Origin of the sequence: Paenibacillus sp. CECT 9249, assembly GCF_918697855.1 — a bacterium.
Classification (GTDB): domain Bacteria; phylum Bacillota; class Bacilli; order Paenibacillales; family Paenibacillaceae; genus MSJ-34.
The window spans coordinates 154,899-168,889 of sequence record NZ_CAKKLI010000002.1; the positions used below are offsets into that span (position 1 = coordinate 154,899).

The 13,991-nt window shown below is 52.1% G+C and carries 16 protein-coding genes and 1 riboswitch; all 16 genes read right to left on the bottom strand.

Annotation, left to right across the window (positions count from 1 at the left end; all coding sequences use genetic code 11):
- Positions 1-35: 35 nt before the first annotated feature.
- The 16 genes from atpD to LQ229_RS02765 all read right to left on the bottom strand — a co-directional run bounded on the left by atpD (position 36) and on the right by LQ229_RS02765 (position 13,981).
- Positions 36-1,442: a F0F1 ATP synthase subunit beta gene (gene atpD, locus LQ229_RS02690; protein WP_216537463.1), complete on the bottom strand. Its 1,407-nt coding sequence runs from the start codon at positions 1,440-1,442 to the stop codon at positions 36-38.
- 96 nt (positions 1,443-1,538) lie between these two features.
- Positions 1,539-2,414 (bottom strand): ATP synthase F1 subunit gamma, encoded by an 876-nt coding sequence (gene atpG / locus LQ229_RS02695; RefSeq protein ID WP_216537462.1) that lies wholly within the window; start codon positions 2,412-2,414, stop codon positions 1,539-1,541.
- A gap of 130 nt (positions 2,415-2,544) precedes the next feature.
- Complete coding sequence (atpA, locus tag LQ229_RS02700; protein ID WP_216537461.1) at positions 2,545-4,059, bottom strand: F0F1 ATP synthase subunit alpha; 1,515 nt, start codon at positions 4,057-4,059, stop codon at positions 2,545-2,547.
- 13 nt (positions 4,060-4,072) lie between these two features.
- Positions 4,073-4,621 (bottom strand): F0F1 ATP synthase subunit delta, encoded by a 549-nt coding sequence (locus LQ229_RS02705; RefSeq protein ID WP_216537460.1) that lies wholly within the window; start codon positions 4,619-4,621, stop codon positions 4,073-4,075.
- Positions 4,618-5,103, bottom strand: a complete 486-nt coding sequence (atpF, locus tag LQ229_RS02710) for a F0F1 ATP synthase subunit B (RefSeq protein WP_216537459.1) — start codon at positions 5,101-5,103, stop codon at positions 4,618-4,620. Before atpF ends, LQ229_RS02705 begins: the two co-directional genes overlap by 4 nt.
- A 149-nt stretch (positions 5,104-5,252) precedes the next feature.
- Positions 5,253-5,468 carry a F0F1 ATP synthase subunit C gene (atpE, locus tag LQ229_RS02715; protein WP_216537458.1) on the bottom strand — a complete coding sequence of 72 codons (216 nt, stop codon included), beginning with the start codon at positions 5,466-5,468 and terminating at the stop codon, positions 5,253-5,255.
- A gap of 86 nt (positions 5,469-5,554) precedes the next feature.
- Positions 5,555-6,343, bottom strand: a complete 789-nt coding sequence (gene atpB / locus LQ229_RS02720) for a F0F1 ATP synthase subunit A (RefSeq protein ID WP_230190974.1) — start codon at positions 6,341-6,343, stop codon at positions 5,555-5,557.
- 28 nt (positions 6,344-6,371) lie between these two features.
- Positions 6,372-6,740: an ATP synthase subunit I gene (locus tag LQ229_RS02725; RefSeq protein WP_216537456.1), complete on the bottom strand. Its 369-nt coding sequence runs from the start codon at positions 6,738-6,740 to the stop codon at positions 6,372-6,374.
- Positions 6,733-6,966, bottom strand: a complete 234-nt coding sequence (locus tag LQ229_RS02730) for an AtpZ/AtpI family protein (RefSeq protein WP_216537455.1) — start codon at positions 6,964-6,966, stop codon at positions 6,733-6,735. Before LQ229_RS02730 ends, LQ229_RS02725 begins: the two co-directional genes overlap by 8 nt.
- A 187-nt stretch (positions 6,967-7,153) precedes the next feature.
- The gene (wecB, locus tag LQ229_RS02735) at positions 7,154-8,308 is read right to left on the bottom strand and encodes a UDP-N-acetylglucosamine 2-epimerase (non-hydrolyzing) (RefSeq protein ID WP_216537454.1); all 1,155 of its coding nucleotides are present in this window, start codon (positions 8,306-8,308) and stop codon (positions 7,154-7,156) included.
- A 108-nt stretch (positions 8,309-8,416) separates the two neighbouring features.
- Positions 8,417-9,046: a uracil phosphoribosyltransferase gene (gene upp, locus LQ229_RS02740; protein ID WP_216537453.1), complete on the bottom strand. Its 630-nt coding sequence runs from the start codon at positions 9,044-9,046 to the stop codon at positions 8,417-8,419.
- Positions 9,047-9,779: 733 nt separating this feature from the next.
- Positions 9,780-11,030: a serine hydroxymethyltransferase gene (gene glyA, locus LQ229_RS02745; RefSeq protein ID WP_216537452.1), complete on the bottom strand. Its 1,251-nt coding sequence runs from the start codon at positions 11,028-11,030 to the stop codon at positions 9,780-9,782.
- 366 nt (positions 11,031-11,396) lie between these two features.
- Positions 11,397-11,966, bottom strand: a complete 570-nt coding sequence (locus tag LQ229_RS02750; protein WP_230190897.1) for a TIGR01440 family protein — start codon at positions 11,964-11,966, stop codon at positions 11,397-11,399.
- Positions 11,967-12,002: 36 nt separating this feature from the next.
- Positions 12,003-12,461 (bottom strand): ribose 5-phosphate isomerase B, encoded by a 459-nt coding sequence (gene rpiB / locus LQ229_RS02755; protein WP_230190898.1) that lies wholly within the window; start codon positions 12,459-12,461, stop codon positions 12,003-12,005.
- 169 nt (positions 12,462-12,630) lie between these two features.
- Positions 12,631-12,713: riboswitch (ZMP/ZTP riboswitch) on the bottom strand.
- Positions 12,714-12,798: 85 nt separating this feature from the next.
- Positions 12,799-13,383 carry a low molecular weight protein arginine phosphatase gene (locus LQ229_RS02760; protein ID WP_216537449.1) on the bottom strand — a complete coding sequence of 195 codons (585 nt, stop codon included), beginning with the start codon at positions 13,381-13,383 and terminating at the stop codon, positions 12,799-12,801.
- A 37-nt stretch (positions 13,384-13,420) separates the two neighbouring features.
- Positions 13,421-13,981: a manganese efflux pump gene (locus tag LQ229_RS02765; RefSeq protein ID WP_216537448.1), complete on the bottom strand. Its 561-nt coding sequence runs from the start codon at positions 13,979-13,981 to the stop codon at positions 13,421-13,423.
- Between the last annotated feature and the right edge of the window lie 10 nt (positions 13,982-13,991).

Sequence of the window (13,991 nt, forward strand, 5' to 3'; positions counted from 1 at the left end):
CGTTCCATCACGAAACGCTTAACGTTGCGGCCGGCTTACAGCGTTTTTGCTTTCTCTACAGCTTCTTCAATCGTTCCTACATAACGGAAAGCTTCCTCAGGGAGCTCGTCGTGCTTGCCGTCCAAAATTTCTTTGAAGCTACGCACCGTTTCTTTAATCGGAACGTACTTCCCTTTCAAGCCCGTAAACGGTTCTGCGACATGGAACGGCTGCGACAAGAACAATTGAATTCTGCGCGCGCGCGAAACGGTGATTTTATCTTCTTCGGATAATTCGTCCATCCCGAGGATCGCGATAATATCTTGCAGTTCTTTGTAGCGTTGAAGAATTTTCTTCACGCCTTGCGCAGTTTGATAATGTTCTTCCCCGACAACGTCCGGCGAAAGAATGCGCGAGCTGGAAGCGAGCGGGTCAACCGCCGGGAAAATCCCCATCTCGGAAATTTTGCGGTCCAAGTTAGTCGTCGCGTCCAAATGCGCAAACGTCGTTGCCGGAGCAGGGTCCGTATAGTCGTCCGCAGGCACGTAGATCGCCTGAATGGAAGTAACCGAACCTTTCTTCGTCGAAGTGATCCGTTCTTGCAATTGGCCCATTTCCGTTGCCAGCGTAGGCTGGTAACCTACCGCGGACGGCATGCGTCCGAGCAAGGCGGATACTTCCGAGCCCGCTTGCGTGAAACGGAAAATATTATCGATAAACAGAAGTACGTCTTTACCTTCTTCATCGCGGAAATATTCGGCCATCGTCAGACCCGTCAACGCAACGCGCAGACGCGCGCCCGGCGGCTCGTTCATTTGCCCGAACACCATCGCCGTTTTGGAGATAACGCCCGTATCGGACATCTCGTGGTAAAGGTCGTTCCCTTCGCGCGTACGCTCGCCGACACCGGAGAATACGGAAATCCCGCCGTGCTCTTGCGCGATGTTGTTGATCAATTCTTGAATCGTTACCGTTTTGCCGACACCCGCGCCGCCGAACAGGCCGATCTTACCGCCTTTCGCGTACGGAGCCAGCAAGTCGATTACTTTAATTCCGGTTTCCAACATTTCCGCTTGCGTGGAAAGCTCGTCAAACTTCGGCGCTTCGCGGTGAATCGGCAATTTTACGCCTTCCGCCACGTCGCCCGCGTTGTCAATCGGTTCGCCCAATACGTTAAAAATGCGGCCCAACGTAGGAGCGCCGACCGGTACCGAAATCGCAGCGCCCAAATCGACCGCTTCCATGCCGCGAACAAGCCCGTCCGTCGACGACATCGCAATACAACGAACAATATTGTCGCCCAAGTGCAGAGCGGCTTCCACGGTCAGGTTAATGTCGGGCTCGCCTGCGGACTCGGCTTTTTTCTCAATTTTAATCGCGTTGAAAATTTCCGGCAGTTGATCACGTTCGAATTCAATATCGACAACCGGACCCATAATGGAAATAACGCGTCCTTTGTTCATTTTTTTCCCTCCTAAAGCTTCCGCGAGGAAGCTGACTTCTTAAGCATCCGCTTAAGTTCTGCACAGCAAAACTTGCCTGCAAGCCACCCGCGCGGGTTATCCTTGCGCGTTCGCACCGGCCACAATTTCCGAAATCTCTTGTGTAATCGCGGCTTGGCGCGCACGGTTGTATGTCAGAGTCAATTCGTTGATCATCTTCGAGGCGTTCTTCGTCGCGCTGCCCATGGCGGTCATCTTCGCGCCGAACTCGCTCGCCTTTCCGTCCAACAGCGCGCTGTAGATCAACGTTTCCGCATATTTCGGCAGCAACGTCTCAAGCACGGCTTCCGGAGACGGCTCGTATTCGTACGAAGCCTTCGCGCCCGCATCCGACTTCGATTCTTCTTTCATGTCTTCCAGCGGCAACAGCTGCTTTTGCACCGGAATTTGCGTAATCGCGTTCACGAACTGGTTATAGAACAAGTACAGTACGTCATACTGTTCTTCCTCAAAATATTTGACGGCTTTGTAAGAGATCGACTTAATATCCGCATACGTCGGGGAGTCGGGCAATTCCGTGACCGCTTCGACGACAGGCAAGCCTCTACGGCGGAAATAATCTCTTCCTTTGCGTCCAATCACAAACAATGCATATTCGTCGGAAGAGCGGTGATTCTGGGAAATGGTTTGCTGCAGCTTGCGAAGGATGTTCGCGTTGTAACCGCCGCAAAGCCCGCGGTCGGAGGTGATGATCAAGTAACCCGTTTTCTTGATCTCGCGTTTTTGCAGCATCGGATGTGTAATCCCTTGGGTCCCGGATGCAATGCTGTTTACGACCTCTTTCAGCTTATCCGCGTACGGACGGGACGCTTCCGCTTTCTCTTGCGCCTTTCTCAGCTTGGAAGCCGCCACCATCTCCATCGCTTTCGTAATTTGCTTCATATTTTGAACGCTCTTGATTTGGCGTTTAATGTCGCGCATTCCTTTTGCCATGATTTCACCTCTTTCGAACTTTGCGGGCAAAGCGTTCGTCTTCAGCGCATGCGCCTTATCGTTAAGCCCTGCCGACCGCAAAGTTAATACGGGATACCGAGCCGACTAAAAGCTCGGCTACAATCTATCGTTACGCCGAAACGCTAAATCCTTTTTTGAATTTCTCAATCGCTTCTTTCAAAGCGTTCTCGTTATCGGCAACCAGGTCTTTCGTATCGCGGATCGATTGCAAAATTTCCGGATGGTTCGAATCCAGGAAGGACAGGAACTCTTTCTCGAAACGAAGCACGTCGGCAACCGGAATTTCGTCCAAATACCCTTTCGTCGCCGTATACAGGCTCACGACCTGTTTCTCAACCGGCATCGGCTGGTTGACGCCTTGTTTCAGCACTTCCATCATCCGTTGACCGCGGTTCAAGCGGGCTAGCGTCGCTTTATCCAGGTCGGAACCGAATTGGGCAAAAGCTTGCAATTCGCGGAACGCGGCAAGGTCCAGACGCAGCGTACCGGCGACCTTCTTCATCGCCTTGATTTGCGCCGAGCCCCCTACGCGGGATACGGAAATACCGACGTTAACGGCAGGACGTTGGCCGGAATAGAACAAGTCGGATTCCAGGAAGATCTGTCCGTCCGTAATCGAAATAACGTTCGTCGGAATATAAGCGGATACGTCGGACGCCTGCGTCTCGATAAACGGAAGAGCCGTGATCGATCCGCCGCCGAGTTCGTCGCTTAATTTCGCCGCGCGCTCAAGCAAACGGGAGTGAAGATAGAATACGTCTCCAGGATAAGCTTCCCGGCCCGGAGGACGTTTCAGAAGCAAGGACAGCTCGCGGTAAGCGGCCGCTTGTTTGGACAAGTCGTCGTAAATGATCAAGGCATGCTCGCCTTTGTACATGAAGTATTCGGCCATCGCGCAACCCGCATAAGGCGCCATGAACAGAAGCGGCGCAGGCTCGGATGCGGATGCCGTCACGACGATCGTGTAATCCAGCGCGCCGTTGCGGCGAAGCGTTTCAACCACTTGCGCAACCGTGGATTGCTTCTGGCCGATCGCAACGTAAATACATTTCACGCCGTTGCCTTTTTGGTTGATGATCGTATCGATGGCGATCGTCGTTTTACCGGTTTGGCGGTCCCCGATGATCAATTCGCGTTGTCCGCGGCCGATCGGAACCATGGAGTCGATCGCTTTAATACCCGTTTGCATCGGTTCGTGAACCGATTTCCGTTCAATAACGCCGGGAGCGTTGCTCTCGACCGGACGGAATTCCGTCGTTGCAACCGGGCCTTTGCCGTCAACCGGGATACCTAACGGGTTAACGACGCGTCCGAGCAGCGCTTCGCCGACAGGCACTTCCATAATGCGGCCCGTCCGCTTCACTTGATCTCCTTCGCGAATGTCCGTATACGGTCCGAAAATAACGACACCTACGTTATCCTCTTCCAGGTTCAATGCCATACCTACGACGCCGTTGGAAAACTCGAGCAGTTCCCCCGCCATCGCATTCTCAAGCCCGTGGACGCGAGCGATTCCGTCACCGACATGGATGACCGTACCTACGTCTACAACTTGAATTTCCGATTTATATTTTTCAATTTGACTTTTAATCAGCGTGCTGATTTCATCAGGTTTGATACTCAATTCGCTTCACCCCTTACAGTGCTTGAGTTTTCAATGATTTTTCCATATGAGCAAGCTTGCCGGATATGCTTCCGTCATACAGCCTGTCTCCGATCCGCACTTGAATGCCGCCGATAATGCTTTTATCGACTACATTTTGAACGCGAATTTTTTTGCCGACGAGTTTCCCGAATTGCTGCGCGATCAATTCCGATTCGGGCTGGCTGAGCGGATAAGCGGATACGACGCTCGCGTCCGCCTGACCGAGGGCTTCGCCGGAAATTTTGACATAAGCTTCCAACATCGCGTTAAGAAGATCATGTCTGCCTCTTTGAATCAATAGATTCACTGTATTCAAAACCGTCTCGCTCAATTTGCCGGAGAGCGCATTGTTCAGGACGTCCAGCTTGGCCGAGAGGTCGATATTCGGTGCCTTTAGAAACTTTTGCAAGTCCACGCTCTCGTTAACAACATCCACGATCAACTTCAATTCCTGCTCGGTTTGGGAGATGCTGTTCTTCTCTTGCGCCACTTGAAAAAGCGCTTTTGCGTATCGTTTCGCTACGACAATATCACGGCTCATTGCTTCTCCCCTACCTCTTTCAGGTAATGGTCAACCAATTCCTCTTGCGATTTCTCATCGATTTGCTTCTCGATAATTTTGGAAGCGATCATGACGGACATACCGCTGACTTGACTGCGAAGAGCGGTAACCGCCTTGTTCTTCTCGCTTTCGATTTCGCGAACGGCTTCGTCTTTCAGACGATTCGCCTCTTCTTTCGCCTGAGCGATAATTTCCTCGGCTTGCTTCGTGCTAGTCGTTTTAGATTGTTCGATAATTTCGTAAGCGTCTTTGCGGGCTTGCTGCAAAGCTTCTTTCTGCTCGGCGATCAAAGCTTCCGCTTGCTTACGGCTTTGTTCCGCTTCTTGAAGTTCGCCTAGTACGCGTTCTTTGCGTTTTTCCATAATGCTGAACAGCGGGCCGAATGCATATTTGTTAAGCAAAAAATAAAGTATTAAAAACGCGATGATCGTAAATACGGTGGAAGATGGTACGAAATTCAATCCCTGTCACTCCTTTCTGAGTGTGTTCAACCCCATGTCTATCATATCGTTAAGTCATTTATGATCTTACATTTATTCGGGCAATGCCATCCAACTAAAAGGAAGGCGTGGAGGGCAATGGCCTTCCCCGCCAAACCTTCGATCGGATATTAAGCTCCAATATAGAACAAGAAAGCAAGTACGACCGCGATAATCGGAACGGCCTCAACCATACCCATCGCGATAAACATCGTCGTACGAAGCGCGCCGGCGGCTTCAGGTTGACGAGCGATACCTTCAACCGTTTTGCTGCCAATCATACCGATACCGAAACCTGCGCCGACTGCGGCCAAACCAATTGCAATTGCTGCTGCTAAAAATGCCATCTTATTATATCCTCCTATGTTTTCAATATTTTATATTGTAGTCAAACCGATGAATCGGTCTGAATTACAGATGAATTCAACATCGCTTAATGGTCGTCGTGGCTTTCCAACGCTTGCGATAAATATACCATCGTCAAAATCGTGAATACGAAAGCTTGAATTCCCGAAATGAATAAACCAAACGCTTGCCAGATAATAATACCGGGAATCGCTGCAATTCCCGCGCTGACCAGAACGGTCATCAATACCTCTTTTGCGAATACGTTACCGAATAGCCGCATTCCATGCGTTACCAGCTTCGTAAATACTTCGACGAGGTGAATAGGGAAAAATAAGGGAGACGGTTCCAAATAGTGCTTAAAGTACGCTTTCGTATTCCGCGTCATACCCAGGAAATGCACTAGTACGAAAACCATAAACGCCAACCCCATCGTAACGGACATATCCGCCGTCGGCGACTTCCACCATACAAGCTCGTAATGAGGCTCTTTGCCTTTTGCAGCCAATTCGTCCATACGTTCTTGGCTTGTCGCCTTGATTTCCTGGCCCAATATCGTTTGGGGATCATGGCCTTCCGTAACGATCGAAAACGGTATACCCAACAGATTGCCGACAAAAACGAACAGTATAATCGTCATTCCTAACGATACGAATACTTTTCCTTTTTTGAAATCCATGGTACTGGATACCATATCTTTAATGAAATCGGCGCCCCATTCTAAAAAGCTTTGCAGTTTGCTCGGATTATCGACCGACAGATTGCGCGTAGCCAGTTTGGCAAAGACAAAAACGATTGTACAAGTAACAATCAGCATAATAACAATCGAGAGATCGATATCGATTCCGGCTACATTAATAATCGGAGCGTCATGCATGTTCTCACCCCTTTCCATGGAATAGTTTTCATTTCCTTTTGTGTAAAAGAACAATACCAATGCCAGTAAATATGAGATGAACAGCAAACAAACTGACAATAGTAGAAATCACGTCGATTTGCTCCAGTTTATAAGCGGCAAGTACGACGAGCACGGACATCGCCGCACGGACCGCGAAACCGGTATGCTTGCGCTTGCCTTCAAGGGCGGCTTCCGTGAACATTCTTGTCCGGATCGCCAAATGGATCGAATTGAAAGCACTGACGCTTGTCCCTGCAATAACTCCTAAAATCAAGCTGCGATATTCCGGCAAAACAATCCAGAGCAACAAACAAAAGGCTAGAAAAAAGCAGGTGATCCTGATCAGCGCTTTTGTATGGAGAGCCAATTCATCCATCCTGCTCCTCCAATACTTTCCTTATTATGAGGAATACTGTCGTAAAACCGAGCAAAATCCCGAACAACACGCCAACCGCCGTCCAAAGGGCTTCGTTGCCAAGCCATCCGCCGAGCAGACGCCCTCCGTAAAAACCGAGAACGGTACATACCGCAATATCGGCTCCGATAGCGCTTACCAGGCCGGCGGCCTTCCAAATCTTGGCATGGTTCGTAGGTTCGCTCATTCGACACCAATCCTTACAATCCCAATTCATTGTACTTATAAAAAACATACTTTGTCAATTCAAATTAACTTTATTTATGCATGCCAAATAACACCGGAAACAGCGTCAAATCAAGCCTCCACAGCCTTAGAAACCGTACAGTACAACTGTATGCTAGTGACTTATGTCATAGACAGCCGATAATTTCCTAACTGTGAACTTTTTGTGAAAACGAATCCGGCCGTTCGTCGCTTTTTCCAAAATGATGCAATATCGCCTGAACGATCCTTTTGGACGCTTGTCCGTCGCCAAAAGGATTGGAAGCTTCGCTCATTCGCCCGTATAACGCCGCGTCCGTCAACAGCGCCTTCGTCCGTTCGTAGACGCGCTCCTCGTCCGTACCGACCAATTCCAGCGTACCCGCATCGATGCCTTCGGGACGTTCCGTCGTATCCCGCAATACCAGCACCGGCACCCCGAACGAAGGAGCTTCTTCCTGCAAGCCGCCGGAATCCGTCAAGATGAGATGCGTATGCGGATAAAAATTATGCAGTTCGACAACGTCGAGCGGGTCGATCAGTCTTATTCGGGGATGATCTCCCAAAATTTCATAGGCCGGCTGTTTCACCGCCGGACTAGGATGAACCGGATATACGATCGCGATATCTGCGAATTCGTCGGCGATCCGTTTCACCGCGCGGAAAATATTGCGGTGCGGCTCTCCCTGCGCTTCGCGCCGATGAGCCGTCATGAGAACCAATCTTTTGCCCTTCGCCCATTCCAGCACCGGATGGTTGTAATTGTGCTGTACAGTATATTGAAACACGTCGGTGACCGTGTTGCCTGTGACATACACCGTTGATTTATTTTTATTTTCCTTATATAAGTTGTCTGCGGCCAGATCGGTTGGCGCAAAATGCATGTCGGCAAGCACGCCCGTTAGCTGGCGGTTCATTTCCTCCGGATAAGGAGACAATTTATTCCACGTGCGCAATCCCGCTTCGACATGCCCCACCTTGATCTGCTGCAGGAAGGCGGCATAGCTGGCCAAGAACGTCGTAAGCGTATCGCCGTGCACCAGCACGACATCGGGCTTGGCTTCTTGCAAAACAGGCTCCAAGCCTCGCAACACGCGAATCGAAATTTCGTTAAGCGTTTGCTTTTCTTTCATGACGTCAAGATCGTAGTCCGGCCTTATGCGGAAAACGTCCAGCACCTGGTCGAGCATCTGCCGATGCTGCGCCGTGACGCACACGAGCGATTCGATCCGCTCCGGATGCTTCTGCAATTCCAATACTAAAGGCGCCATCTTGATCGCTTCCGGACGAACGCCGAAAATCGTCATCACCTTAATTTTGCTCATCGTTTCCCCTCGTTTCCAATCCATAATACGGGTTCAAAAAGCCGCTGTTCCGAGGATAGCGCGAGAGCGGCGCCCCGGAACAGGACGTTATGAACGATTTCTAACGCGCTACTTCGTGCCGAACAATCTGTCTCCCGCGTCGCCTAAACCGGGAACGATATAGCCGTGATCGTTAAGACGCTCGTCCAACGCGGCGATGTAAATATCCACGTCCGGATGGGCCTTCTGCACGGCCTCGACTCCTTCAGGCGCAGCGATTAAACACATGAGCTTGATTTGCGTGCAGTTCCGGTTTTTCAGAACGTCGATCGCCGCGATCGCGGAACCGCCCGTCGCCAGCATCGGATCGATCACGATCAGTTCGCGCTCCTGGACGTCCGTCGGCAGCTTCACATAATATTCGACCGGCGTCAGCGTCTCCGGATCGCGAAACAATCCGATATGTCCCACTTTCGCGGCGGGTATCAATTTCAGCACGCCGTCCACCATGCCAAGCCCGGCCCGCAAGATCGGAATCAAGCCGAGCATGCGGCCGGAAATCACTTTGCTCTCCGTCGTCGTCACCGGCGTTTCGACGGTGATCGTCTCGAGCGGAATGTTTCTCGTAATCTCATATGCCATCAATGTCGCTACTTCATCCACCAGTTCGCGGAATTCTTTCGTGTTCGTCCGCGTGTCGCGTATAAAGGTCATCTTGTGTTGAATCAAAGGGTGATCGCAGATCACTAATTTACTCATACTATGTCTCCTTCGCTTGTCGAATGCTCACTTCGATTTCGCGCCGCCCTCGAACAGTGGGACGAAGCAAAATCTCATGCTGCTGCAGATTCTAGTTGAAATTTTGCATAGCTTTTTCTATTATATCACTCCATAAGTTCGACTGCACGCGATGCGGCATTTTTTTGTAAAATTCGACGCGATGGCGTCAGTTATGCAACGAGCCGCATGGCGCGATAGGTTTGGCGGCCGCGTAGCAGATCATATGGCACGATAGATAGCCGGCAGCGCCTTATCTCCTCCAGGAAAGCTCCGCTATTCCCCGCTTGTCGCTCCATTAGCCAGCATCGGTCTTACCGCCGATATTTAATCAGATTGCGGCCTGCTCTATGTGCGAGGCGCGTACCTGCGGCGTACCTGTGGCCTTCCCCCGTTTTCCCCTCCCCATAGGCTATCCAACCGGCACAATACTGCACAAAGTACAACATTTTCCGCTCCCTTCTCCGGTTTCCATAGGCTATATTGCATAAAATGCAGCATATCGAGCCGAAATGAGCAAAAATGGCGGGTTATCCTCGGAATATGCTGCACATTGTACAACATCCAGGCTCTCCCCACCGTATTTGGCGTCACAATATTGTATTTTGTACAACATACGATTACCCGATATGTGCCTTCTGCGACTTTATACGGCGACGAAGAATCGCAGCAAAAAAAACCGTTCCCCAACATGAGGAACGGTTCGATTCGCATCTTAATATTTCAAGTTCGGATAAAGCGGGTATTGTGCCGTAAGATCGCGCACGATGGAGCGCGCCTTGTCGAGCGTCGCTTCGTCCTTCGGATTTTTGAGCGTCATACCGATCACTTTCGCGATCGTCTTCATCGCGGCTTCGTCCATGCCGCGCGACGTCGCCGCAGGAGTACCGACGCGGATGCCGCTCGTAACGAACGGGCTTGTCGGATCGAACGGAATCGCGTTCTTATTGGCCGTGATGCCAACGGAATCGAGCACATGCTCGGCGTCCTTCCCCGTAATGTTCACGCTGCGCGTATCGATCAGCATCAAATGGTTGTCCGTACCGCCTGATACGAGCGTCAGCCCTTCCGCAAGAAGGCCTTCCGCCAAAGCTTTGGCGTTGTTGACTACGTTTTGCGCGTACGTTTTGAAAGACGGCTGCAGCGCTTCGCCGAACGCAACGGCTTTCGAAGCGATGACATGCATCAGCGGTCCGCCTTGCGTGCCCGGGAATACCGCTTTATCGATCGCTTGCGCCCATGCCGACGTGCATAAAATCATGCCGCCGCGCGGCCCGCGCAACGTCTTGTGCGTCGTTGTCGTTACGAATTGGGCGTGAGGCACCGGATTCGGATGCAAATCTGCCGCTACCAAGCCTGCGATATGCGCCATGTCCACCATAAACAAGGCGCCTACGTCCCGGGCAATCGATCCGAGCGCCTCGAAATCGATGATGCGCGGATACGCGCTCGCGCCGGCCACGATCAGGCGAGGGCGATGCTTGAAGGCCGCTTTGCGCACTTCGTCGTAATCGATGCGGAACGTATTCTCGTTCACGCCGTACGCCGCGAAATTGTACAGCAAGCCGGAAGCGTTGACCGGACTGCCGTGCGTCAAATGGCCGCCATGCGCCAAATTCATGCCGAGCACCGTATCTCCCGGTTTCAGCGCTGCCAAGTAAACGGCCATATTCGCCTGCGCGCCGGAATGAGGCTGCACGTTGGCATGATCCGCGCCGAACAACTGCTTCGCGCGGTCGCGCGCGATATTTTCCACAATGTCGACATGCTCGCAGCCGCCGTAGTAGCGCTTGCCCGGATAGCCTTCCGCGTATTTATTCGTCAATACGGTACCCATCGCTTCCATGACCGCTTCGCTCACGATATTCTCGGACGCGATCAGTTCGATATTGTTGCGCTGGCGCTGGAGTTCCAGATCCATCGCTTTCAGCACTTCCGGATCCGCTTGTTTCAAATGTTCCGTCATGGTAAATCCTCCTTGAAATGATTAATTTATAAAAACTGTCCTTCGAAAAGGAATGTATCAGTGCGAGTTCAAAAAGTCGACTTTTCAGCACCGAGAAGGTTGCGAGAACCCTTGGGCCATGCTTCCGAAGCGAGTTTTGCTGCGCAAAACTTTCAGGAGGAGCGGAGTGTAGGCAAAACCTACATGAGCACCTGAAATGTTTCCGGAGGAAACATACTTCGTAAGCATAAGCTCTTCGAGGGTGAACGCAAGATTCGATGTCGAGTCTGCTCCCAGTTCATCTTCGTGATCAAAAGGGGACTTTTTGAACAACCTCTATAAACAAATGACAGACGATAACGATCATTGCGCCATCGATCGCGCCGTTTACACGCAAGCGTCCGCATCGGGGCGCCCGTACACGGCCCGCTCTCCGCCGATCAATTTGGGCCGCGTATAAGCGGCCGTGACGCGCGCCGCGCCGATCTGGCGAACGGAAGGCCGCAGCGGAACGGCAACGCGCCGCAAGTGCATGCCGATCAGCGTCTCGCCGATATCGATGCCGGCATGGGCCTGAATCGTCTCGGCCAAACACGGATCGGCCATCCGACGGAAAGCGTAGGCGGCCATCGACCCGCCCGCTTTCGCCACCGGCACGGCGGACACTTCGTCAAGCCCGTAAGCGTCCAGTACGGCGCGTTCCACCACCAAAGCGCGGTTCAAATGCTCGCAGCATTGAAACGCCAGATGAAAGCCGATGTCGGCTTGCGCCCGCGCAAGCCCCGTATAAAGCGCGGCGGCAACCTCCTCCGTCCCGGACGTGCCGATATGCCGGCCCAGCACTTCGCTCGTGCTTACGCCGATCACGACCAGCTGCCCTGCCCGCAAGTTGCCGGCCGACGCAAGTTCCCTTGCCACCGTTTCCGCTTGACCGGCATACGCATCGAATTCACTCACACCGAACACCCCTTTTTCGAATCTTATCGTTCCCGATTATGGATGCAGGCTGTATTTTTCTTCAAGCGCCTGTACTTTGCTTACCCGGCCGACATGTCTCTCGCCACCGCTAAATTCGGTTTCAAGCCAGATGCGCACAATGTCCTCGGCAACGCCGGGGCCGATGACGCGCTCTCCCATCGCGAGCACGTTCGAATCGTTATGTTCGCGCGTCGCTTTGGCGGAGAACAAATCATGGACCAACGCGCAGCGGATGCCGGGAATTTTGTTGGCCGCGATGCTCATCCCGATTCCCGTCCCGCATATAAGTACGCCGCGATCGGCTTCGCCGGAAGCCACTTTCTCGCATACCGGCAGCGCGTAATCCGGATAATCTACCGAATCGGAGCAATGGCAGCCGAAATCCTCCACTTCATGACCTAACGAATGAATAACCGCAATAATACCGTCTTTCAAACGGACCCCCGCATGATCCGCACCAATTGCAATTTTCATAGCAGTTCCTCCTAAAAGTTTTGTGAGCGCTGCTTCTCGAACCGACTTCGTACTAAAACTTGCTTCGGAAGCATACGCTTGTTTTGTAAGCAATACGTCTAGTCATTATTATACCTAAATGTGCGGAGAAAAACGAAAAAAAGAGCACGACGTGTCGAAAACACGCATTGCTCTTTGCCCAGGCGACCGGCCGTATGTTCCGATGCTCCACCGTGGTTTCCCCCACATTTGTCGCCAGTTACATCGGAATTCCTTTTTGATATAGGTATCATAACGCATTTCCTATCGAAAAGCAATCCGCTAATCGACCGCGAAGCAAACAGAAGGCCGGCGGCCGTCACGCCTCCTCCTGTGCCAGCTTGTCCAGCAGCTTGTGAAGCGCCTCCTCGATCTCCGCCGCGCAGGCGCGATACGTCTCGAGCGAGCCGCCGAACGGATCGGAAATGTCGAAATTCGGGATGTTCCGCTGCAGTTCGGCCATTCGGGCGTGATCTTGCTCCGAGACCGATTCTCCGATCATTTTTTTCAAATGATACTCGGCGACGAGTTCCTCAAACTCTTTCAAGCCGGATAGAACGCGTTCGTCCGATTCGATATATTCTTTCAAAGTGAAGGTCTTATCGACCGCTTCGGGATAGCTTTGCACCACATACCGCTTATGGCCGTTCGTCATCGTCAAGATCAATTCGGCCCAGCCGACTTCCTCTTTCGTGAGCGGCGTAGAAGCCCAGTCTTCGGCAATCTCATAGCTTCGCAACGTCTCCGCCGTATTCGGCGACATCTTCGCCCCTTTGAGGGCGGAGACGCCGGCGGAACGAACGTCCAGCTCCAATCCGCGCTCAGCCGCCTTGTGGCGCAATATAACTTCCGCGATCGGGCTGCGGCATGTGTTGCCGGTGCATACGAATAAAATGTTTTTCACGTGCGTTCTCCTTTATGTCCAACAGATTTGTACCTTATCAAAATAAAAAAAGAAGTCCGAAAGTGAATAAAATAGCGCCTCCGACCGTCTCCCCGTATTCGCTGAGCCGGCGGCTGGCTTGTCTGCCGAGGAACAGGCCGATCATCGACATGATGCCCCCGCAAATGCCGAACGAGAGAACGGCGACAATCGGATCGACTTTGAACATGCCCAAAGACACGCCCACGGAGAAGGAATCGATGCTCACGCTTAACGAAAAAAGCAGCACGCCGACGGCGCTGCGGTGATCGAAAGAGCGTTTCTCCTCGCCCCGCATGGAACTGTAAATCATATGTCCTCCAAGCAAAAGCAGCAGCACCCCGGCTGCGGCGGTTGCCACGTGGCCGAGCAAATAGCCGACATACTGTCCCGTAAACAAGCCCATCAAAGGCATCATCATATGGAACAACGCTACAACGGAGCCGATGGTGGCGATATCGCGCAGGCGGATGCCCTTCAATCCGATGCCGATGCCCAGCGAGAACGCGTCCAATCCCAGCGCCACCGCCATAATAAAGATGGTAAACAATTCACCCCATTGAGCCGGTCCGTCCAACATAATCTCTCCC